This window comes from Pseudomonas sp. GL_091 (assembly GCF_057837725.1).
Map to the genome: position 1 here is coordinate 3,796,671 of NZ_CM174451.1, position 22,486 is coordinate 3,819,156.

A 22,486-nucleotide genomic window follows, 5' to 3' on the forward strand; every position below is an offset into this window, starting at 1 on the left:
TGTCTTGATGCGCCCCGGTCGCTGCAACACAGCGACCGGGGCGCGAGGATCAGTTGTTGTAGAGGTCCAGATCACCGAAGTGTTTCTGCTGGATCTGCGCGTAGATGCCCTTGTCGTGCAGGGCCTTGATGGCGGTGTTGAGCATGCCTTTGAGCTCTTCGTTGTCCTTGCGCACACCAATGGCGATCTCTGCCGGCACCAACGGGTCGCTGATGCCTTCACTGTTGTGGAAGTCCGCCCCTTGTGGCGAGGTCAGGAAACTCATCTGCGCTTGCAGCTTGTCCTGGATCGACGCATCGAGACGGTCAAATACCAGGTCGGCATACACCTGATCCTGATTCTGATAGGCCCGCAGTTTCACCCCGCCCGGCGCCAGTTTGGCCTTGGCGTAGGTTTCCTGAATCGTGCCCTGCATGTAACCGATGGTTTTGCCGCGCAGCGACTCGGCGGTAGGCAGCAGTCCGGAGTCTTTGCGGGTAACGATGGCGGTCGGTCCGGCGTACAGGCGATCGGTAAAGTCGATCTGTTTTTTGCGCGCGTCGGTAACGGTCATCGAAGATTCGATGGCATCGAACTTGCCGGCCTTGAGCCCCGGAATCAGCCCGTCGAAATCATTGCTGACCCACACGCAGGTCAACTTCAGCTCGGCACATATTGCATTGCCCAGATCCACGCCGAAGCCCTGGACCCCACCATCGGCCGTAGTGGATTCAAAGGGTGGGTAGCTTGGATTGACGCCAAATCGCAGCTCCTTCCATTCCTTGGCACTGGCGCCCGTGGTGCAGCACAGCAACGCGAGTGCCGGCAAAGTCAGCCATTTGATGTTCATTTTCTTGAGTCCCGGATTATTTGGATTTATCGCGATCCGGCGCCTGCGTCGGACCACACTTTTTGACAGGGGCAGAGAGTCGATGCGGTCTTCACCGCAGCCGTTTTTGTTGTTGTTCTCGACTGGAAGCAGCCAGTCGTCGGAGTTGCACTCCATCTCAAGCAGCGATCGACAAGCGCTTGAAACGGACCGTCAGAATGCCAATTGCCGGGAGGGTGCAGGTGTCGTAACCCCCCGTTCAAACAGCGTGCCTGTGCTGATCGAAGGGTCTTCACAGCCGATTCTGTCGGCTGCCGTAAGTCACTGTTTCTCCACTTAAAGGGAGCGGCACAGGAAGTGTGATGGTCTTCGCGGCCTTCTACTTCACCTGCATGACGATGCGTCGTGAAGCGCATCGCGCTTGAGCTGCGCGAGCGAGATGCGACTGGTCAGTGTCACCCGGCCGATTCCGCTGTGCGCTGCCTGTTTTTCGACTTCTCTCGCTGTGTCCAGGGTCGGTATTGGCCGAAATCTTCTCGCCATTGCCTCGACAATAGGTCCGTTGCAAACACATGGACCGCCTCCTGAGTCTCAGCCGCCAAAGCGCAAGGTAGTCCAGACCGGCACACCAAAAAACGCCCAAAGGAACCCAATATGACCCGTTACATTGACGTCAATGATCTGAGCCGTCTCGTCCAGGAAAAAGGCTTGCCTCGTTGCCTGATCGAAATGGCCGAGTACATCCGTCAAGACTACTTACGCTGGCCGGATTTCGAAAAGTGCGCGCGCCTGGCGAACCACTCACCCGAGGGCGTCATCGAGCTGATGCCCGTGTCTGATGCAGCGCTCTACGCTTTCAAGTATGTCAACGGACATCCGAAGAACACCCACAATGGCATGCTGACGGTCATGGCCTTTGGTGCGCTGGGAGACGTCGATACCGGCAAGCCTGTTTTGCTGAGTGAAATGACGCTGACGACCGCCATTCGCACCGCTGCCACTTCCGCACTCGCGGCCCGCTACCTCGCCCGACCGGACAGTCGCCGAATGGCACTCATTGGCAACGGCTCACAGAGCGAATTCCAGGCCCTGGCATTTCATACACTGCTCGGCATTACTGAAATCAGTCTCTACGACATCGATCCTGCCGCGACAGCGAAGCTGGTAGCCAACCTGCGGGCCTACCCCGCCATACAGGTGAGCGTTGCCAATAGCGTCGCGCAAGCGGTGCGTGGCGCCGATATCGTGACCACGGTCACGGCCGACAAGGCCTACGCAACGATTTTAACCCCTGAGATGATCGAGCCCGGGATGCACCTCAACGCCGTGGGCGGCGACTGCCCCGGCAAGACCGAACTGCACCGGGACATCGTCGAGCGTGCGCGGGTCATGGTTGAGTACGAACCGCAAAGCCGCATTGAAGGCGAAATTCAACAGATGCCCGCCGACTCACCGGTTATCGAGTTCTGGAAAGTCATCAATGGTCAGACTCAAGGTCGCCAGCATGCCGAGGAAGTCACCTTGTTCGACTCGGTCGGCTTCGCCATCGAGGACTACTCCGCCTTGCGCTATGTGCTGGATGTTGCACGAACGCTCAACATTGGCAGCGACATCCAGCTGGTGCCAGAGCTGCAGGATCCCAAGAACCTGTTCTCGCTGCTGCTGCCTTCAGTAACAGCCGATATAAAGCGTCGGGCGTAATACCACTCGACATTTCAAAGCGTTCACCTGGCGGCCCCTTCGGCTGCCAGGCGCAACCCCGGACAATCCCTCAGTCGTTTAAGCCTTTTTTACAGCGCCATCCGGATGGGCATCACCTGTATCGGCGTGATGAGGTCGTTCTGTACGGCAAGCAAGGTGATGACGAGATTACCCAGACGGAGCTTGAGACCATCAACGGCGCATTGTTGGCGGACTTGTACACGATCTGGGGTAACTCCAATCCGAAAGTATTGAAGTCCAGATAAGGAGAAAAAAAGAAGGTGCGCAGGCTAAACGCTGCGCCCCTGTGGGAGCGAGCCTGCTCGCGATGGACGTTAACGATAACGCGGAGTCGCCAAGGGGGCTCACCAACGCAACTCGAAGGCATTTTGCGCGCCCGGCTGGATGCTGCTGCCCAAGCGTGCACACTCGCGAGAGAGGGTGTCGCGCAGCCATTGACGGTCATCTCCTTCGGCGCGACAGAGGCGAAAGCGCCGCAAGCGGGTGGGTATCAAGTCCAGCGACTGCAGGTGCCCGCCCGGGTCCAGCGAGGCAAAGTATAGAAACCCCAGGTCGCCGCGAAAGGCTGTGTAGCCATCGATGCCTTCGTAATCGTTCAGAAGGTCACCGCAGCCATAGAGAATCAGGCGTTCGCGGTACACCTCGATGCCTTTGACGTGGTGCGAGGAATGCCCGTGCACCACGTCAACCCCGGCCTCGTCGATCAAGGCATGGGCGAACCGGACTTGCTCGCGCGGGATATCGAACCCCCAGTTGCCGCCCCAGTGAATGGAGGCGACCACCAGATCCCGCGGTTTTTTGCCCTCGAGAATCCGTTTGGCCACAGGGCGCAGGCTTTGCATCGACAGATCCTCCAGCCGCGCGACGCCCGGGCCCTTATCCGTGGCGGCCCAGTCCGACGCAATGCCGCTGTCGGGTGCGCCGAGGCCAAACACCAGCAAGCGCCGCCCGCCAGGCTGCAGCAACACGGCGGGCGCTTCGGCAGATTGCAGGTTGTGCCCGGCGCCGGCGCTGCACATACCATTGCTCGCCAGGGTCTCCAGCGTATCGGCCAGGCCGGCTGCCCCCCAGTCCAGCACATGGTTGTTGGCCAGCACGCAGCAGTCGATGCCGGCTGCGCTGATGACCGGGAAGTTCTCCGGGCTCATGCGGTAATTGATGCCCTTTGGCTCCGGTCGTCCGCGGCGGGACACCGCAGTTTCCAGATTGATGATGCGTGCGTGTGGCTGGCGAAGTTCGAACTCATCCAGCGCATCGCCCCAGACATAGGTGAAATCGACTGGGCGGGGAATCGAACCATTGACCCGTTCTGCCAGCCGGACGTAATCGCCGGCATTCTTGACGTAAGCTTCGTAAAGCCGCGGATCGCCAGGATGCGGCAGTACTGCGTCGATGCCGCGGGCGGTCATGACGTCGCCAGCGAGAAACAGCTTCAGCGTATCGGTAACAGCTGCCATGGCACCCTCCCGAATATAAGCCGGGGGATGTTTCCATCCCCCGGCTTATTATTACGCTGAAATAGGTAGAACGACTTCTAAACCTCTACTCAGTTGTTCTTCATATGCAACTGATAAAGCTCATTGGCAATGGCGATATCCTCCAGCCCCAGTCCGATTGAGCAACGGATTACTGATTCTTGGCGGTCAGGCACTTGCCGCAGTCATCGACCAGGCACTGGCCAGTGATCGTGCAGAACCCGGTCTGCTGGAACGTCTTGAAGCCGGAGAGTCAATAGCATCCGTACTGCGTGTTGAATGATTGATCGCTTTGTAATGTAGCCAACGATTCAGGTGCCGCGCGTCATCAATGAGCGGGCGCCTGAATGGGTGAGACCTGTGTATCCGGCGAAGCGCGGAGTTCGTAGCCAGGGAGCTAATAGCTCTGGTTATGAACAGGTAGAAACAAGCGTTTTACGTAGGGGTAATGGGCTCGAGATCTCATCCCGCTACTGATCCAGCTGCAGATTCGCTACTATGGTTGCCCGCCTTCCTTGTCTGCGGATTTCTTCATTCTGGAGCCCGAATGCCTAGTCAAAAGGACATCGCCGCCGAAAGCGGCGCACCGATGATCCCTGAACAGCGCCGTGAATTGATGCTGCGACAGTTGCGCAAGCATCAGGTGCTGAGCGTTCATCAATTGATGGAAATGTTCGACTGTTCGCACATGACCATACGCCGCGACATTGCGTTGCTGGAGCAGGAAGGTCGTGCTTACTCGGTAACGGGTGGGGTGCGGATCGCCAGCCAGCTGCACAGTGAGCCCAGCCATCAGATCAAGGCGGTGGTCGAGTTGCCGCAGAAGCAGGCCATGGCCAGGCTCGCCGCCCGGCTGCTGCATGCCGACATGACGATTTACCTGGATGCGGGAACCAGCACGCTGGAAATCGTCCCCTATATCAAGGCGCTGTCCGGCATGACCGTGGTGACTAATGACTTCGGTATTGTCCAGGCACTGATCGAAGCCCCCCATGTCACGGTGATTCATACCGGCGGGCAACTGGATCACTCCAATCAATCGTGCGTGGGTAGTCTGGCGGTTGCCACCTTGCGTCAGATCGTCACCGATATCGCGTTCATATCCACCAGTTCATGGGATTTGCGTCGCGGCCTCACCACCCCTTCGGCGCTGAAGGTTGAGGTCAAGCAAGCCGCGATGCAATCGGCTTCGCAAGTGGTGCTGGTGGCCAGCAGTTCGAAATACGGCACCTTCAGCATGTACAGGATTGCCGGGCTCGAGCAGTTCGACATCATCCTCAGTGACGACGCATTGACCTCTGCCGCGGCCGATGGCATCCGCAAGCAGGGTGTCGAACTGTTGCTGCCGGCTGACAGTACACCGGCGTGAAACAACGGGCTCCTGGCCTGATTTGTAGGAGCAAGCTCGCTCCTACAAGTTTCTTAGCGCGCCTTCCAGTCGCGCAACCACTGCAAGCCGGCAGACGTATTGCCTCGTGGCCGATATTCGCACCCTACCCAGCCGTCATAACCCAATTGGTCAATCAGCTCGAACAGATAGGGATAATTGACTTCCCCCAGGTCCGGTTCATGCCGGTCAGGCACGCCGGCGATCTGGATATGGCCGATACCATCGAAGTCGCGACGCAGTTTGGTCGCCAGGTCGCCCTCGACGATTTGGCAGTGGTAGCAGTCGAACTGAACCTTCAGGTTACTGGCGCCCACCTCCTTGCAGATGGCCTGGGCCTGATCCTGGCGGTTGAGGAAAAAACCTGGCATGTCTCGCGTATTGATCGGTTCGAGCAATACGGTGACGCCTGCCTTGGCCGCCTGGGCGGTGGCGTAGGCGAGGTTCTCCAGGTACACGCCGTGATGCCGCGGGCGATCGCTTTCCGACGGCAACAACCCGGCCATCACATGGATGCGTGAGTTGCCCAGCACACCGGCGTATTCCAGGGCGCGATCAAACCCGCTACGAAATTCACTCTCCCGGCCCGGCAACGACACCGTGCCCCGCTCCCCCGCAGCCCAATCACCGGGCGGCGCGTTGAACAGTGCCTGCACCAGGCCGTTGTCGCTCAAGCGTTGCTTGAGTTCTTCAGCGCTGTAGTCGTAGGGAAACAGATACTCCACCGCTTCGAAGCCGTCAGAGGCAGCGGCGGCGAAGCGATCCAGAAACTCATGTTCCGGGTAGAGCATGCTGAGGTTGGCAGCAAAACGAGGCATGGTAGCTCCTGAGATAAAGGGTTAGACAAAGGGCCAGATCAGCAGGGTAATACAGAAACCCAAGGTACCGAGCAAAGTGGTCATCACCGTCCAGGTGCGCAGACCGTCGGCCACGTTCAGGCCTGACAGCTTGGTGAAGATCCAGTAACCGGCGTCATTGATATGGGACATGGCCAACCCGCCACCGCCCATGGCCAGGCACAACAGGGCCATGTGGTTCGGGGTGAGATCGAGGGTCGCAATCAGCGGGCTGATGATGCCGGCAGTGGTCACCAGCGCCACCGTGGTCGAACCCTGCACCGCGCGTAGCAGCATGGTCAGCAGAAAGCCCAGGGCCAGCACCGGCAGACCGGTGGTGCGCAGCATGTCGGAGACCACGGCACCGATTCCGGTGTCCACCAGCACCTTGCCGAACACACCGCCGGCACCGGCAATCAGAATCACCATGGCGACACCGGGCAAGGCCGAACCGATTACGTCAGACACCTGAGTGCGGCTCCAGCCCCGGCGCGAACCCAGCAGCCAGGCACACAGCAAGGTGTCGATCAGTAGCGCCACCAGCGGCGCACCGAGCACGGTCATGATGCCGCGCAGCGTCGATTCGGCAGGCAGCAACGAGGTAGACAGAGTCCCCAGCAGAATCAGAATGATCGGCAACAGGATCAGGCTGACGATCAGGCCAAAACCCGGTGCGGGGGCCGGCGGCAATTTGGAAACGATGCTGCTGGTCGACTCTTCCAGGCCCATGTGTGATACGGCTTCAGCCGCTCGATCAGCGCTGATGTCGTTGCCATTGGACCAGGCGGCCAGATCCTCGTTGGTGACATGCGGACCATAGACCTCGGCCCGAATATCGTCGGTCATCGGGTACGCCCGACGGGTCATGCGCCCGGCCACGCGGTAACCGACATAGCAAAGGAACGCGGTGATCGGCAACCCGAACATCAGCACGCGGCCCAGGTCCGCGCCCAATTGGCTGGCAGCGGCCACTGCACCCGGGTGCGGCGGCAGAAAGGCGTGTACGGTCAACAACGCAGCACACATCGGCAACGCAAACACCAACAGCGGCTTGCGCGCACGCCGGGCAATACCATAGGCCAGCGGCATGAGGATGATCACACCGACCTCGAAGAATACCGGCACCCCGACCATGAAGCCGGCAATCGTCAATGCCAGGGGCGTACGCCGGTTGCCGAAGCGGGTGATCAGCGTCTTGGCCAGCGCCTCGGCACCGCCGGAAAGCTCGATGATCCGCCCGATCATCGCGCCCAGGGCAATGATGATCGCGATATGGCCCAGGGTCTTGCCCATGCCGCCTTCGATGGTCGCGACCAGGTCGGCCGGTTTCACCCCGGCCACCAGCGCCACCAGAATGCTCACCAGCATCAAGGCCACGAAGGGCTGGAACTTGTACTTGAGCACCAGGAACAACAACAGAGCGATGCCTGCCCCAGCGGTAATCATCAGGATTAACGGGCTCATTTCAGAAGCCCTCCACACCGGGTGAACGAAAGGATTCTTCTGAAAATGCCACAGTGAAGGCGAGTCATGCCTGGAGTTCCTCTTGTTATTGTATTTTTAGGCAAGCCGGGGCCATCGAGAGTCGCTGAGCGTCTCCCGGACAGGGCCTGCGTTATCTATCTGTCATGTTCTATCGTGTTAAAAAATCAGCGCTCTACCAGTGCGCACCGAATGTCTCTCGCAGCTCGTCCAGCGCCACCTGATCCAGCGGTTCAGGCTTGGGATTGCTCATCAGCCAGAGCCGCGCGGTTTCCTCGAGCTCTTCCAGGGCGTAGCTGGCCCTGGAGACCGAACTCTCCCAGACCACCGGACCCAGCCGTTCGAGCATCACGCCGCGAACGCTATTGGCCAGCAGCGCGACCTGTTCGGCAACCTTCGGCGAGCCGGGTCGCTGGTAGGCGATCAACGGGATATGCCCGACTTTCATGACCTGATACGGCGTCAGCGGCGGCAGAATGTCGTTCGCCTGCCAGACACCTGCGAGCGTCAACGCCACCAGATGGGTGGAGTGGGTATGCACCACGCCGCCGACATTCGGGTTGCGGTCGTAGACCTGGCGATGCAGCGCCAGAGTCTTTGAAGGCTTGTCACCGGACACCCATTCACCCGCCAGGTTGACCTTGGCGATGGTTGCCGGTTCGAGGCGCCCGAGGCAGACATCCGTCGGCGTGATCAACCAGCCGTCATCCAGGCGTGCGCTGATATTGCCGGCGCTGCCGACGGTGTATCCGCGCTGGTAAAGGCTGCGGCCAACCTCACAGATTTCTTCGCGCAGGGCGTTCTCGTTACTCATTGCGCACCCCCGGCCTGGGCGAGTTGGTTCAAGGCTTTACTGAAGAAATCCCGGCCACCGAAGTTGCCCGACTTGAGTGCCAGCGCCAAAGGTTCCTCGGTACTGCTGACGGTCGCCGGTACACCCGGATCAATCTGCGCGCCGATCTGTAGCAACTGCACACCCAACGCCTGGACCACAGCACCCGAGGTTTCTCCGCCGGCAATCACGAAGCGGCGCACACCGCTCTGGTGCAGACCTTGGGCAATTTCGCCAAAGGCGTTTTCCACCAGGCTACCGGCCTGCTCGACGCCCAGTTGCTGTTGCACCGACTTGACCTCATCCGGTGAGCTGGTGGCGTAGATCAACACGGTTTGCTCGTTATCACGGGCGAAGGCCAAGGCTTGCGCCACCACCGGTTTCCCCGCCGCCAAGGCCAACGGATCAATCCGTAAAGCTGGCCGGCCAGCTTCAAGCCAGGCGGCCACTTGCCCATTGGTGGCGATCGAAGCACTGCCGGCCAACACCACTTCCCCGCCGGACACCGCCGGAAGTTTCGAGGCGTCGAGGTCGCGCAACTTGCCGGCGCGACGGAAGTTTTCCGGAAGGCCCAGGGCCAACCCCGAACCACCCGTCAACAACGGCAGATCGGCGCAGGCGGTACCCAGGGTGTACAGATCGCTGTCCGACAAGGCATCAGCGATGGCCATGCCGACACCTTGCGCCCTTAGCTCGGCGATTCGCGCCCGCACCTGCTCAGCGCCACGGGCAATCGTGTCGTAGCGCAACAGGCCGACATCCAGGCGGGTCTGCGATTGCAGCACGCGCACCAGGTTGGCATCGGTCATCGGCGTCAACGGGTGGTTCTGCATGCCCGACTCGCTGAGCAGTTGATCCTGCACAAACAGGTGGCCGCGAAAGATCGTCCGGCCATTTTCCGGGAACGCCGGGCACGCAAGGGTAAAGTCGCTACCCAGTGCGGCCAGCAGCGCTTCGCTGACCTGGCCGATATTGCCGGCCGCGGTGGAGTCGAACGTCGAGCAATATTTGAAAAAGATCTGCTCGCAGCCTTGTTCGCGCAGCCAGGCCAGCGCGGCGAGGGACTGCTCGACTGCTTCGGCGACCGGCGTGGTACGCGACTTCAGGGCAATGACGATCGCATCGGCATCAAGCCCGGCAGCCACTTCCGCGCTCGGAATGCCAATGCTTTGCACGGTGCGCATACCGCCGCGTACCAGCATGTTGGCAAGGTCCGTGGCGCCGGTGAAATCGTCGGCGATGCAGCCCAGCAGCGGGCGTGCGGTGGAGGTAGTCATGGGGTGTTCCTCAAACAGGCTCAGGCTTGGCAGTCGGCAATTCGATGCCCGGGAAAATCTTGATCACCGCCGAGTCATCCTCACGACCGAAGCCTGCACTGGACGCCTGCATGAACATCTGGTGGGCGGTGGCCGACAGCGGCAGCGGGAATTTGCTGGCCCGGGCGGTATCCAGCACCAGGCCCAGGTCCTTGACGAAAATATCCACCGCGGACAACGGCGTGTAGTCAGCCTTGAGAATGTGCGGAACGCGGTTTTCGAACATCCAGGAATTACCGGCGCTGTGGGTGATCACCTCATACAGAGCATCGGCATCGACCCCTTCACGCAGGCCCAGCGCCATGGCTTCGGCAGAGGCGGCAATATGTACCCCGGCCAGCAGTTGATTGATGATCTTGACCTTGGAACCCAGGCCATGGACGTCGCCCAGGCGATACACCTTGCCGGCCATGCCAGCCAGGATCGACTCAGCCTTGACATAGGCGTCGGCCGGGCCCGAGGTCATCATGGTCATCTCGCCAGCGGCAGCCTTGGCGGCGCCACCGGAAATCGGTGCATCCAGATACAGCAGGCCCAACGCGGCCAGGCGCTGGCCCAGGTCCACCGCGTAAGTCGGAGCGACTGTGGCGCAGCCGATCACCAGGCTGCCCGGCCGCAGAGAGGCCACGGCAGCACCCTCACCAAACAATACGGTCTCGGTCTGCTCGGCGTTGACCACCACGGTAATGATCACGTCACACTCAGCGGCCATGTGCGAAGGTGACAGGCAAGCCACACCGCCCTCCCCGGCGAACTGCTCTGTTACGGCAGTACGCACATCACAGGCATGCACATTAAACCCGCTGCGCAACAACGAGCGGGCAATGCCCAGCCCCATCGCGCCCAGACCGACCACACCGACATTCTTGTTATTCATGGGGTACTCCAGAGAAAAGCAGCGACTGCTGCCACGCCTGCAAGGCGCAGACGTTGGCCGCGTTGTGAATAAGGCAGCGGTAGACAGAATCAGCACCACGCGGATAAGCCTGCCGAGGGGCGCTGTGATTCAGGACGTGAGTCGGGATCTCATCGAACATCAAGGCAATCCTGTTTTTGTCGTGTTATCAGATTGTCATACCGGCTGATGGAGATCATCTACCAGTGATCAGATTATGTGAAGTATTTTTTACCAATAACATTTTTTAACACTGATTTCGCCGCGCAGAAAAAAACAAGTCGTGTGATGCCCACAACAGCACTGCCGGTGCAAAAGGCAAAGCAGGTGCTCCTGCACCTCCCCACTGTCATCGCCACCCGCGATGGCAGGCTCGTGAATGGCTGATATACGAACCGCTTTTACCTCTCCTAACATCGGTCGCATATGACCACTCCGGTGCCGATCACCTTTCGGCACACGGGCTCCAAGAATAAAAACGCAAACACGCGAGGTTGAACCATGAAAACCCTAGCCGTCAGTTCCACGGCGCAAGCTTCTGTCGTCGACGGAGTCGGTCAACTGACCGCCAACCAGCGTTACGTGACGTTGGGGGGCTCCTGGGCCGCCTGGCTGTTTGACGCGCTGGATGCCACCATCTTTGGCTTTGTCCTCCTGGCGGTCGCCAAGACCTTCGCCGTCGGTCTGGGCGATGTGGTCTCCACGGTTGCCTGGTTTCTGCTGGCCACCGGCATCGGTGGTTTCTTCCTCGGCAACATTTCCGACAAGATTGGCCGCAAGAAAACCATGATGCTGTCGGTGTTCGTCTATGGCACCGGCACCTTGCTCTGTGCTTTTGCCGACAGCCTGTGGCAGCTCAATGTATTCCGCTTCTGCGTGGGCATCGCCGTCGGTGGCTTGTGGTCCGCCGCGGCGGCACTGGTGTCGGAGATCTGGCCTGCGGCCGGTCGCGCCAAGGCCTTTGCGGTGATGCAGACCGGCTGGTCGGGTGGTGGTCTGCTGGCAGCGATTTTCGCCTGGAGTTTCCTCGATGGCGGGAATCCTGAATCCTGGAGAAGCCTGTTCATCTATGCCTCGATCCCGGCGTATTTCACCCTGGTGTTCATCTGGTTGTTCGTCAAGGAATCGCCGGTGTGGCTGGCCAACCGCGAGTTCATGCGCCGTAACGCCGACAAGGGCCGGCTGATGGAAATCTTCCGTCCGCAGTATCTGAAAGTGACCTTGCTGGGCCTGAGCATTTCGGTACTGGGCATGTACGGCTACTGGATCATCACCACCTTCATGCCGGCTTACCTGCAGAGCATTCTGAACGTGCGTATCGATCAGGCTCCGGTGTTTGTCATCTGGATCGGCATCGGCGCCACCCTCGGTTACCTGACCTACGGTTACCTGGCCGAAAGCATCGGTCGTCGCTTGTCGTTCGCGGTGTTTTTTGGCGGCATGGCGATCATGGTGCCGGTGTTTGCCTACTCGGCGACCTTGATGCCATTGACCGACGGCAAGCTGCTGTTCACCACCCAGAACGTCATCGCCCTCGGTTCGCTGGCCGCACTGCTGGGCTTCTTCACCGGTTATTTCAGCGGGTTCGGCGCCTGGTACTCGGAGTTGTTCCCGACCAGCATCCGTTCTACCGCGTCGGGTTTCTGTTTCAACTTCGGCCGGGTCGGCGCCATCGCCGGCATCAAGCTGGTCCCGGTGCTGATCCCGCTCATCGGCTTCACCGCCACCATTTCCCTTGCCTCCGTTTCCTACGTCATCGCCGCCGTCATGGTGTTCACGCTGCAGGAAACCAAAGGCGTTCAACTCACCAGCGGCAACTGACCCGACCGTTCAAAGGAAAAACCCATGAAAAATTTTCGCATCGGCCAAATCGTCCCCAGCTCCAACACGACGATGGAAACCGAAATTCCGGCCATGCTGACTTCGCGCTACGAACTGTTTCCCGAAGAGCATTTTACCTTTCACTCCTCACGCATGCGCATGATGCACGTCAGCCCCGAAGAGCTGAAAAAGATGGACATCGACAGCGACCGTTGCGCGCTGGAACTGAGCGATGCGCGAGTGGATGTCATGGCCTATGCCTGCCTGGTGGCGATCATGTGCCAGGGCGCGGGCTATCACCAAGTCTCGCAGGATCGCCTGAGTAAAACCGTGGCCTCCAATCAATCGACCGCACCTGTACTCAGCTCCGCCGGTGCGCTGATCGATAGCCTGCACATGCTCGACTACAAGAAAGTCTCGATCATCACGCCGTACATGAAGCCGCTGACCCGGCAGGTCATCGACTACATCGAAGCGGCCGGAATCGAAGTGGTCGACTCCATCAGCCTGGAGGTTTCCGACAATCTCGAAGTCGGGCGTCTGGACCCGATGAATCTGCTGGCTCACGCCGACAAGCTGAACATAGGCCAGGCCGATGGCGTGGTGTTGTCCTGCTGCGTGCAAATGCCGTCGCTACCCGCGATCCAGCTTGTCCAGGATCGTCTCGACAAACCGGTGCTGTCGGCATCGATCGCCACCGTTTACCAAATGTTGAAAACCCTTGGCCTCAAGGCGCAAGTGCCCAACGCCGGTCATCTGTTGTCCGGGGCGTTCTGAGCCAATGCCGGAGGAAGTACTATGCTGGCCATTCAGGCCAAACCGGTACTTCCCATGAAACTCGACCCGGTCTCGTTGCGACTCTTTGTCAGTGTCGTTGAAGAAGGCACCATTGCTGCCGCCGCCAAGCGCGAACACATCGCCGCGGCGGCGGTCAGCAAACGGCTCAGCGAGCTGGAAGAATTGCTCGACTCGAAACTGCTCAACCGCACCAACAAAGGCATCGCCCCGACCGATGCCGGTCTGTCGCTACTGTTTATGGCGCGCAGTGCATTGAACAACCTCAATGAAATCGTGGTGCAGATGCGTGACTACTCCCACGGCCGCCGTGGCTCGGTGCATGTCCTGGCCAATATTTCCGCCATCACCCAATTCCTCCCGAGCCTGATCAAGTCGTTCATGGAACTGTACCCACTGATCAACATCAGCCTCGAAGAAAAGCAAAGCCTGGCCATCACCAAGGCGGTGTCCGAAAATCGCACAGACATTGGCATCTTCACCCGTCTTCCGCACGGTGCCGATATCGAGGTTTTCCCGTTTCGTACCGATCGTCTGGTGTTATTGGTTCCCCTTGGGCATCCGCTGGCGACATGCGGCTCCGTCAAATTCAGCGAAACCCTGGATCACGAATACATTGCCTTGCGCAGTGGTACTCATCTCAACTTTCAGTTGATCAAGGCGGCCAACGACCTGGGGCGTTCGCTGAAAATCCGCATGGAAGTCTCCAGCTACGACGCGCTATGCCTGATGGTTCAGGCCGGCCTGGGCATAGGCATCATGCCCGAGGGGAGCGCGGCGATTTACAAAATGGACGGTGCGAAGGCGATCAGGCTGGATGAGCCGTGGGCCACCCGCGAACTCAGCGTGTGCGTGAGGTCGCGAGAGGCGTTGTCGGTCGCGGCGGGATTGTTCCTCGAGCACTTGCTCGAAAGGGAGTAAGCGATATCAGGTTCAAGGGCTCGAAGGTGCAGGTCGATCATGGGTTTGGGCCAAACGCAGCACTGGCAAAGTCCAGAAAGCTTCGCAGCTTGGGAGTCAACCGACGGTCAGGCGCATATAGAAGGTTCATGGGTGAGACCGGCACCTCGTAGTGAGACAATAGACTGACCAACGTCCCATCCCTCAGTGCATCCTTGACCAGTTCCAATGGCTGAAGCATCACACCCAATCCAGCGACGGCGGCTGCGAGTAGCGGATCGCCCTGATTAATCGTCAATCTGCTTGTAATTGGCACGTCTATACGCCCTTCTTTCCCGTCGAAACTCCAGTGCGAGCGCCCGTCGGAATACGCAAAGCCCAGGCATTCGTGCTGTTGCAGATCCCAGGGTGTAGTAATGCGAGGCCGGCGCGCCAGATAGGACGGCGCAGCACAGAGCACCATCTGGTAGGGTCTCAATGGCAACGCTTTCAAACCGCTGTCCGAAAGCTCACCTACCCGAAACACTACGTCATAGCCGTCTTCAACGAGGTCTACGATCTCGTTTGATAACGTCAGGTCCACCGAGACCTGCGGATACTTGACCATGTACTCCAGCAGGCGCGGCGACAACGTACGCATACCGTATGTGACGGGTGCGTTAATTCTCAGTCGACCGCTTGGAACCCCCCGCGTCACGGCGGCCATGCTTTCTGCAGCGTCCATATCGGCAAGGATCATCTTTGCTCGTGGATAGAACGCGCGACCAAATTCGGTGAGGCTTTGTTTGCGAGTCGTTCGGTTAAGCAGCGACACCCCCAAATGCTGCTCGAGCATTTTCACCTGTTTACCTACCAGTTGCGGGGATAGATTGAGATCTTCCGCCGCCGCACTGAAGGAACCGAGTTGTACCGCTTTGACGAATGTGGCCATCTGGGTGAGACGATCCATTGGAAACCCATTGTTTCTAGTGTTGCGCCATCCTAGTCCTTTATCCGAGAGGGGGCCAAAGCCTATATTCGATTGCCATGACTCAGGCACGCTCATAAAGCCGAGCATTCCCTGGGTCCCGGCTTTCACTCAAATCAGGTCGGCATTCACCCCGGCCCCTTGATTACAACAGAGGTAACGATGGCCCGCATTGTCAGAATCCATGAGTACGGTGACGCAAGCGTCTTGAAGCTGGAAGCAGTCGATGTGCCTGCTCCAGGATCGGACGAGGTGCAAATTGAAGTAAAAGCCATAGGGCTGAACCGGGCGGAAGTCATGTTCCGCAACAATGCCTACCTGCAAGAGGCGGAATTTCCAAGTCGTCTGGGGTATGAAGCCGCCGGCGTTGTCGTCGCGGTCGGTACCGGCGTCACTGACTTCAAGGCAGGCGATGTTGTCAGCGTCATTCCGCCACTGGACATTGCACGCTGGGGCACTTATGGCGAATTGGCGAACGTGCCCGCCAACCTCACTGTCAAGCATCCCGAAAACCTGTCTTTTGAACAGGCCGCGGCCTCCTGGATGCAGTACGTTACAGCGTGGGGTGCATTGGTCGAGCAGGCAAAACTGCAAAAAGGTGATTGTGTTCTGGTTACCGCAGCTTCCAGCAGCGTCGGCTTGGCTGCCTTTCAGATTGCCAGAATGGTGGGCGCCACCGCAGTCGCCATTACCCGCACCCGGGCAAAGAAACAAGCGTTGCTGGATGCAGGTGCTGCACACGTCATTGTCAGCGAGGAAGAGGATATTGTTGAAGCGACAATGGCGCTGACCGGCGGATTGGGTGCCCGTGTCGTTTTCGATCCCATAGGCGGCCCCTCCTTCGTACCTCTCACCCAAAGCATGGCCAAGGGCGGTATCCTGCTCGAGTATGGTGCGTTGAGCCCGGAGCCCACGCCATTCCCATTGTTCACCGTCTTGGGTAAAAGCCTGACCCTCAAGGGCTACCTCTATTCTGAAATCGTTTCCGACCCGGCGACCTTGTCGCGGGCCAAGGCGTTCATCCTGAATGGATTCGAATCGGGCGCGCTGCGGCCGATCATTGCCAAGACCTTTACACTGGATAGCATCCAAGAAGCGCACCGCTTTCTTGAAACCAACCAGCAGATCGGAAAGATCGTGGTGACCGTTTAACGTTTGCATCAGAACCGCGTATGGCCGGTTTGCTTCTCAAAACAGGAGAGATCCTGAAAGCGAAACAACCGGCCTCTCTGCGAGACATAGTGCAGCCCTGATGCGCAGTATTGCGGACACCAGCGTCCGAAGTGTTCGGATCTCTGGCGCATTTTTCCCGACTGCATCTCTTCCTACACTGGGTGACCGGGCTTCTTGTCCCGCCCGACAACGCAACCTTTCCCTTCAAACCAGGCTCAGGAGCTTCCATGACCCTGTCATCAAAAATTCGAGTGGGTCTCATTGGCGTCGGTAATTGGGCCGAGTACGGCCACTTGCCCGCCCTCCAGTTGCTTCCCGACTATGAGCTGACGGCAGTCCACAGTCGCAGTCCGGAAAAAGCCGCCGGGTTGGCACTGCGCCACGGCATCCGCTTTGCCCTCGATTCCGTGGAGGCTCTGGTCAACCATCCGGAAGTGGATCTGGTGATCGTGCTCAACACGGCACCACAGCACGAGGCCACCGTACGGGCAGCCATCGCCGCCGGCAAAGATGTGTACTGTGAATGGCCGCTGACGCCCAGCAAGGCCGTGTCGCAGGAACTGATGGCGCTTGCCGAGAAGGCTGGCGTTCGGCATATCGTCGGACTGCAGCGTCGACTGAACCCGGACTATCGCTACGTACGCGATCTGTTAAAGGATGGCTACATCGGGGAACTGCGTTCAGTACGGTTGCATATCAGCGTCGAATATTTCCAGCGCGAACGCATCGCCGCCCTGTACTTCACCATCCCGCCGGAGAACTTCTCCAGCCTGCTTTCCATTTATGGCGGTCACTATTTCGATGCTGTGTTCAGCATGCTGGGCCATCCGCAGAGCATCAGCGCGCTGACTGTAAACCAGTTCCCGGAAGTGACGCTGATCGAGACAGGCGAGGTACTGAAACACACAACGGCCGACCAGATTCTGGTCAACGGTACCTTCTCCAACGGGGCTGTGCTGACGGTCCATATCGAAGCCGGGAAACGCAACAACCATGGCATACAGCTGGACCTGACCGGCACCCAGGGCGATCTCAAGATCTGGAACACCACCAGTTTTGGCGACCACTTCAATACCATCGAAGCGGCCCAGGGCGACTCGCAACCCATGCATACACTCACGGTGCCGTCGAGTTACAACTGGCTGCCGGAGAATGACCTGGGCGGCAGCCAGCAGGAACTGGCCAACCTGTATGCCGCCTACGCCAGGGATGTGCGCGATGGCACCCACGTTGCACCTACCATGGCGGATGCCATGCGCATGCACGAATTGATCGATGCCATCGAAATCTCCAACCGCGACGGCGTGCGCCTGAAGCTGCAGGCGTAAACGATCAGATGCGCAAGTGCGCACTCATGTAGTCGATGAATACGCGCAACTTGGGCGAGGCATAACGGTTGGCTGGCCACAGCATCCAGAAGACGACCTGGCGGTCTATGTAGTCGTCCAGCACTGTGACCAGCTGGCCGCTTTCCAACGCTTCGCGCACAAGGAAAGCAGGCAGAAAAGCAATCCCCCTGCCCTGGATTGCGGAGTAGGCAAGAGGCTCGATCGTGTTCGACGTCATCGTGGCGGGCAGCACCAATTCAGCCTCGGAGGCTTCGAGCCGCAGTGGCCAACGCTCCAGCTTTCCCGTCGCGGGGAACTTGTGCTGCAGGCATGAATGGCGTTCCAGTTCACGCGGATAAGTGGGTACACCATGCCGCTTGAGATACGTCGGCGACGCCACCAGCACATGTGCGCAGGAACCCAGGCGACGCGCGGTCAAACGAGAATCGGTTTGCTCGCCGGTGCGAATCACCGCGTCGAACCCCTCCTCGATCACATCGACCATGCGGTCGCAAAAATCGATATCCAGTTCGACTTCCGGATACTGCTCCATGAACCCGTCAAAGGCCGGCATCATCAGGTCGCCCAGTAGCGGAGTGCCCACGCGAAGTCGCCCACGGGGACTGCCAGCCAGGCCTGACAGCTCGGACTCGGCAGCGGTGACCTCGCTGAGGATGCGGCGGCAGCGCTCAAGGAACAGGGTCCCCTCGGCCGTCAGCGTGATGCTGCGTGTGCTGCGATGAAACAGCCGCACATGCAAGCGCTCCTCCATCCGCGCAATGGTTTTGCCCACGGTCGAGGATGACACCCCCAACTGGCGGGCGGACTCGGTAAAGCTGCGCGTTTCGGCAACCTGCACGAACATCGAGATGCCATTCAGACTTTCCATCACTTTTCCTGCCTGCTCCGATAGAACCCCACCAACAAGGCGGGATTACGGAAAAAACATCCGAAATGTTCGGCATCGCGGGACATTTTTCTCCGCGAATTTTACGCCTACATTGCACCCATCCCACCACTGATAGGTATCGTTGTCATGTCCAAACTGCATACGAGCATCCAGATAGGCCCACACCAGATTTCCCATCGCGTCGTTCTGGCGCCACTTACCCGTATGCGTGCCGAGCCGGGCGCCATCCCTGGCCAGTTGATGGCCGAATATTACGCCCAACGTACCACCGCCGGTGGCCTTCTGATCGGCGAAGCGACTATCGCCGCCGCCAATGGTAATGGATACCTCGGTGCTCCCGGTCTGTATGACGACAGCCAGATCGCCGGCTGGAAGCTCGTGACCGATGCGGTTCATGCCAAGGGCGGCAAAATCTTTCTGCAGCTCTATCATGCGGGGCGCCAGTCCAATAGCCTCCTGCAGCCAGGCGGCGCCCAACCGGTGGCCCCCTCCGTCGTGGACCACGGCGGCCTCGCCTTCACCGAGACCGGCTGGACCCCCGGCAGCCCGCCGCGCGAACTGACCATCGCGGAAATCCGCGGGCTTGTGGAAAGCTTCCGCGCCGCGGCCGAACGCGGTATCGCAGCCGGATTCGATGGCGTGGAGCTGCACTCGGCCAACGGCTACCTGTTCGATCAATTCCTCCAGGACGGCAGCAACAAACGTACGGATATCTACGGTGGCTCGTTCGAGAACCGCAGCCGGTTCCTGCTCGAAGCGGTAGAGGCGGTGATCTCCGTCTGGGGCAGCAATCGGGTGGCGGTGCGTCTGGGGCCGAGCGGCAATTTCGGCGACATGTCCGACAGCGATCCCATTGGCCTGTTCACCTATGTCGCACGCGAGCTGAACAAGCTGGACCTCGCCTATCTGCACCTGATCGAGCCGCGCATCCTGGGTGTCGCCGAAGACGAGCGCCGGGATCAGAATCCGGTGGCATCCCAACTCATCCGCCAGCACTACAAGGGCACCCTAATCGCCGCGGGCGGTTTCTCCGGAGAATCGGCCAATGCAATCCTTGAGGCCGGCGATGCTGACCTGGTCGCGTTCGGCCGCCACTTCATCGCCAACCCTGACTTGCCAGAGCGCCTGCGCAATGGCTGGCCACTGAACCCGTACGACCGCGAGTCGTTCTTCGGTGGCACGGAAGTGGGCTACACGGACTATCCTTTCCATACTGAAGTTGCGTGATTATTTGCACCATTGGTAGCTGGGGTCATAGTGCCCCAGTTGCCTCCCCTTCAAAAAAACACTCACCCAAACTGCCGCATTTCACGGTCGCCTCTGCCAACGGGGTCAAGGTGCGTACCGGCTGAAGGAAGGTGCCAACGCATGAAGGACCTTTTCTCCTACAGGCTTTTCACAAGGGTGGCGCGACTGGGCAGCTTTTCGGCTGCGGCACGCGAAGTGGGTCTTTCTCAATCCCAGGTCTCCAGGATTGTCGCCGAGCTCGAAACCGATCTCGGCACCCTGCTGCTGGCGAGATCGACACGTGCCGTCGTACCGACCGAGGCAGGGGCAGACTTTCTGGCTCGCATGGAACCTATCCTCGCCGCGGTGGAAGAAGCCGAGCAAAGCGTTCGCGGGGGCCAGGAGCTGCGCGGGGTCGTGCGGATCAGCATGCCAACGAGCATCGCTGTAAGGGAAATCATTCCGCGTATAGCGCCGTTCGCGGCGATACACCCCAACCTGCATATCCAGGTCCTGCTTGCCGATCATTGGCAGGATCTGGTGCGCGAAAATATCGATGTAGCGATAAGGTTGGGACGGCTGGTGGATTCCAGTGCAACAAGCCGTCAGATCATGACGATCTCCCGATACATTCTCGCCTCACCATCCTACTTGCGCGCCGCTGGGGAACCCACTACGCCTGAGGACCTGCAATCACATCGAATCATCGCCGGTCCAGCCTCGACGGTCCCGAGCGGGTGGATGTTTAAACGCGATGGCGAGACCAGGACCATTCAGCTCGAGGCGCACTTCTCGACCGACGAAAACGAAGGCGCTGTCGCAGCGGCAACTGCCGGCTTGGGGATCACCTCGACAACCGCCTGGGCGTGCCGGCGGGAGCTTGAAAGCGGTGAACTCGTCGCGCTGCTCACCGATTGGAAAACCGAATCCGTACCTGTGCATGCCTACTTCCCCCACGGCTCGCGAACCCGCAGGGCCGGCCGCGCCCTGATCGAACATCTTGTCGCCAGCCTGCTTGACGATGCCGGCGGTGCTTATGCATCCGACGCATAGAAGATAGCCAGCCACAGCGTCTACTCCGATCCTGCCGAAGCTGCCAATTTAGCGCCATACCCCGCGACGCAGCGGTCGAGCTGATCGACCTGGCAGCGTGGCGGACGCCCTGACTTTTTCGTTCAAGGAAATCCCTCATGCGCATGACTGGCAACACGATCTTCATCACTGGCGGCGGCTCCGGCATCGGTCAAGGCCTGGCCGAAGCCTTCCACAAGCTGGGCAATCAAGTGATCATCTCCGGACGCCGCAAGGAGCGACTGCAGCAGACGCTCGACGCCAACCCCGGCATGGCCGCCATCGAGCTCGACATCAACGACACGGCCAGCATCCAGGCAGCAGCGCAGCACCTCATCGCCAATTATCCTGAGCTCAACGTGCTGATCAACAATGCCGGCATCATGCTGCTCGATCATGCAGAAGGTCCGGTGGACGATGAGCTTGCCGTCTCGACCGTCACCACCAACCTGCTGGGTCCGATCCGCATGAGCTCGGCGCTGGTCGAGCATCTGAAGGCCAAGCCGGATGCGGTCATCGTCAACGTCTCCTCGGTACTCGGCTTCGTACCCATGGCCGTGACGGCGGTCTACTCGGCGACCAAGGCAGCGTTGCACTCCTACACCTTGTCGCAGCGCTATCTGCTGCGCGAACACGGCGTCCAACTGGTCGAGATCGCACCACCCTGGGTACGCACCGAGTTGCTCGACAGCAGCGAGGAAGAGCGCGCCATTCCCCTCGACCAGTTCATCACAGAAGCGATGCAACAGTTCGAAAGCGGTGCCGACGAAATCCTCGTCGCTCCGGCCGAAGCCATGCGCGCCAATCCTGGCCCGAACGAGCATGCCTGGGTCAACGGGTTCAACGACATGATTGCAAACGGACCGGCGTTCGGCTGAGACCACAAGGCGATATTGGGCGGCCCTACAGCCGCCGACCTTTTACATTGCACGCAGGATCAGACCATGATTTCACGTACACCCGCCGAGAACAAGGCCATCGTCCTCGAAGGCTTCGCAACCCTGTTCAATCGCAAGGATCTGGCTGCGGCCGAACGCTTCTGGGCGCCCTCCTATATCCAGCACAGTGCCCATGTGCCCCCTGGTCGCGAGGGGCTGTTCGAACTGGTCGCCGCAGGAGCGCCCGATTTGCGTTACGAATGCCAACTGGCAGTCGCTGAAGGCGACTTCGTCATGTTGCACGGTCGCTTCACTGGCCTCGGCCAGCCGGCGAACTGGGTCGTGGTCGATATCCTGCGCCTTGAGGACGGCGTGATGGTCGAACACTGGGATGTGATTCAGGACGAGGCGACGCGCGAAGGTTCCGCCGGCGGGTACCCTATGTTTGGGGATCAGTTCCCAGGCTAATCGCTCATTCCGGACCTGTTTGATATCCGGAAATCACTGTGTCAGCAGCGCCTGAACCTCGGCCATCCCCCGCCTGGCGTTCTGATTCACCAACCTTACGCGCTGTGCGCAGCCAACCAAGCGCATGCACCGGACTTTTTCGTCTAACGTCAATGGATGCGTTTGCATGATCCACTTCCTCTGAAAATGGAGTTC

The 22,486-nt window shown here is 59.5% G+C and carries 21 protein-coding genes and 1 pseudogene; 12 read left to right on the forward strand and 10 right to left on the reverse strand.

The features are described 5' to 3' along the window. Positions 1-49: 49 nt before the first annotated feature. Positions 50-829, reverse strand: a complete 780-nt coding sequence (locus AC3ITY_RS17305; RefSeq protein ID WP_489303916.1) for a transporter substrate-binding domain-containing protein — start codon at positions 827-829, stop codon at positions 50-52. A 633-nt stretch (positions 830-1,462) separates the two neighbouring features. On the opposite strand from AC3ITY_RS17305, the gene ocd reads away from it, so the two are divergent. Beyond that, positions 1,463-2,509 carry an ornithine cyclodeaminase gene (gene ocd / locus AC3ITY_RS17310; RefSeq protein WP_489303918.1) on the forward strand — a complete coding sequence of 349 codons (1,047 nt, stop codon included), beginning with the start codon at positions 1,463-1,465 and terminating at the stop codon, positions 2,507-2,509. Between the two features lie 128 nt (positions 2,510-2,637). After that, positions 2,638-2,775: pseudogene (locus AC3ITY_RS17315) on the forward strand (alanine racemase); the annotation flags it as partial. A 99-nt stretch (positions 2,776-2,874) separates the two neighbouring features. Here AC3ITY_RS17315 and AC3ITY_RS17320 read toward each other — a convergent pair. Further along, on the reverse strand, positions 2,875-3,987 hold the full coding sequence (locus AC3ITY_RS17320) for a CapA family protein (RefSeq protein WP_489303920.1): 1,113 nt from the start codon (positions 3,985-3,987) through the stop codon (positions 2,875-2,877). Positions 3,988-4,552: 565 nt separating this feature from the next. Between AC3ITY_RS17320 and AC3ITY_RS17325 the strand changes: the two genes are divergently transcribed. Beyond that, positions 4,553-5,374: a DeoR/GlpR family DNA-binding transcription regulator gene (locus AC3ITY_RS17325; RefSeq protein ID WP_489303922.1), complete on the forward strand. Its 822-nt coding sequence runs from the start codon at positions 4,553-4,555 to the stop codon at positions 5,372-5,374. 53 nt (positions 5,375-5,427) lie between these two features. Here AC3ITY_RS17325 and otnI read toward each other — a convergent pair whose 3' ends face one another. The 6 genes from otnI to AC3ITY_RS17355 form a co-directional block, all read right to left on the reverse strand. Then, positions 5,428-6,210: a 2-oxo-tetronate isomerase gene (gene otnI, locus AC3ITY_RS17330; RefSeq protein WP_489303924.1), complete on the reverse strand. Its 783-nt coding sequence runs from the start codon at positions 6,208-6,210 to the stop codon at positions 5,428-5,430. Between the two features lie 21 nt (positions 6,211-6,231). Beyond that, positions 6,232-7,692: a GntT/GntP/DsdX family permease gene (locus tag AC3ITY_RS17335; protein WP_489303926.1), complete on the reverse strand. Its 1,461-nt coding sequence runs from the start codon at positions 7,690-7,692 to the stop codon at positions 6,232-6,234. Positions 7,693-7,885: 193 nt separating this feature from the next. Next, positions 7,886-8,524 (reverse strand): 3-oxo-tetronate 4-phosphate decarboxylase, encoded by a 639-nt coding sequence (gene otnC / locus AC3ITY_RS17340; protein ID WP_489303928.1) that lies wholly within the window; start codon positions 8,522-8,524, stop codon positions 7,886-7,888. Further along, the gene (gene otnK / locus AC3ITY_RS17345; RefSeq protein WP_489303930.1) at positions 8,521-9,819 is read right to left on the reverse strand and encodes a 3-oxo-tetronate kinase; all 1,299 of its coding nucleotides are present in this window, start codon (positions 9,817-9,819) and stop codon (positions 8,521-8,523) included. The genes otnC and otnK overlap by 4 nt, the downstream gene beginning before the upstream one ends. A 10-nt stretch (positions 9,820-9,829) precedes the next feature. Further along, positions 9,830-10,735 carry an L-threonate dehydrogenase gene (gene ltnD, locus AC3ITY_RS17350; RefSeq protein ID WP_489303932.1) on the reverse strand — a complete coding sequence of 302 codons (906 nt, stop codon included), beginning with the start codon at positions 10,733-10,735 and terminating at the stop codon, positions 9,830-9,832. Continuing rightward, positions 10,728-10,895 (reverse strand): hypothetical protein, encoded by a 168-nt coding sequence (locus AC3ITY_RS17355; protein WP_489303934.1) that lies wholly within the window; start codon positions 10,893-10,895, stop codon positions 10,728-10,730. The genes ltnD and AC3ITY_RS17355 overlap by 8 nt, the downstream gene beginning before the upstream one ends. Before the next feature lie 359 nt (positions 10,896-11,254). Here AC3ITY_RS17355 and AC3ITY_RS17360 point away from each other — a divergent pair, with 359 nt between their 5' ends. Genes AC3ITY_RS17360 through AC3ITY_RS17370 form a run of 3 tightly spaced genes read left to right on the forward strand, consistent with a single transcriptional unit; the run spans position 11,255 to position 14,290 of the window. After that, positions 11,255-12,574, forward strand: a complete 1,320-nt coding sequence (locus AC3ITY_RS17360) for an MFS transporter (protein ID WP_489303936.1) — start codon at positions 11,255-11,257, stop codon at positions 12,572-12,574. A 24-nt stretch (positions 12,575-12,598) separates the two neighbouring features. Next, positions 12,599-13,351 carry a maleate cis-trans isomerase family protein gene (locus AC3ITY_RS17365; RefSeq protein ID WP_477754345.1) on the forward strand — a complete coding sequence of 251 codons (753 nt, stop codon included), beginning with the start codon at positions 12,599-12,601 and terminating at the stop codon, positions 13,349-13,351. Between the two features lie 21 nt (positions 13,352-13,372). Beyond that, positions 13,373-14,290 (forward strand): LysR family transcriptional regulator, encoded by a 918-nt coding sequence (locus AC3ITY_RS17370; protein WP_489303938.1) that lies wholly within the window; start codon positions 13,373-13,375, stop codon positions 14,288-14,290. Between the two features lie 37 nt (positions 14,291-14,327). Here the strand turns inward: AC3ITY_RS17370 and AC3ITY_RS17375 are convergent, their stop codons facing one another. Continuing rightward, complete coding sequence (locus AC3ITY_RS17375; RefSeq protein ID WP_489303940.1) at positions 14,328-15,218, reverse strand: LysR family transcriptional regulator; 891 nt, start codon at positions 15,216-15,218, stop codon at positions 14,328-14,330. Between the two features lie 180 nt (positions 15,219-15,398). Here AC3ITY_RS17375 and AC3ITY_RS17380 point away from each other — a divergent pair, with 180 nt between their 5' ends. Next, a complete protein-coding gene (locus AC3ITY_RS17380) occupies positions 15,399-16,388 on the forward strand; it encodes a zinc-dependent alcohol dehydrogenase family protein (RefSeq protein ID WP_489303942.1) in 990 nt (329 codons plus the stop codon). A 248-nt stretch (positions 16,389-16,636) separates the two neighbouring features. After that, the gene (locus AC3ITY_RS17385; protein ID WP_489303944.1) at positions 16,637-17,737 is read left to right on the forward strand and encodes a Gfo/Idh/MocA family protein; all 1,101 of its coding nucleotides are present in this window, start codon (positions 16,637-16,639) and stop codon (positions 17,735-17,737) included. Positions 17,738-17,741: 4 nt separating this feature from the next. On the opposite strand, the gene AC3ITY_RS17390 is transcribed toward AC3ITY_RS17385, so the two are convergent. Beyond that, positions 17,742-18,626, reverse strand: coding sequence for a LysR family transcriptional regulator (locus AC3ITY_RS17390; RefSeq protein ID WP_223458422.1), 885 nt, complete (start codon positions 18,624-18,626; stop codon positions 17,742-17,744). A gap of 147 nt (positions 18,627-18,773) precedes the next feature. Between AC3ITY_RS17390 and AC3ITY_RS17395 the strand changes: the two genes are divergently transcribed. From AC3ITY_RS17395 to AC3ITY_RS17410, 4 genes are all read left to right on the forward strand, one after another. Further along, complete coding sequence (locus AC3ITY_RS17395) at positions 18,774-19,874, forward strand: alkene reductase (RefSeq protein ID WP_489303947.1); 1,101 nt, start codon at positions 18,774-18,776, stop codon at positions 19,872-19,874. A 141-nt stretch (positions 19,875-20,015) separates the two neighbouring features. Beyond that, the gene (locus AC3ITY_RS17400) at positions 20,016-20,927 is read left to right on the forward strand and encodes a LysR family transcriptional regulator (RefSeq protein ID WP_489303949.1); all 912 of its coding nucleotides are present in this window, start codon (positions 20,016-20,018) and stop codon (positions 20,925-20,927) included. Between the two features lie 137 nt (positions 20,928-21,064). After that, positions 21,065-21,823, forward strand: a complete 759-nt coding sequence (locus AC3ITY_RS17405; protein WP_489303951.1) for an SDR family oxidoreductase — start codon at positions 21,065-21,067, stop codon at positions 21,821-21,823. 66 nt (positions 21,824-21,889) lie between these two features. Next, positions 21,890-22,291, forward strand: coding sequence for a nuclear transport factor 2 family protein (locus tag AC3ITY_RS17410; RefSeq protein WP_489303953.1), 402 nt, complete (start codon positions 21,890-21,892; stop codon positions 22,289-22,291). Positions 22,292-22,486 lie beyond the last annotated feature (195 nt).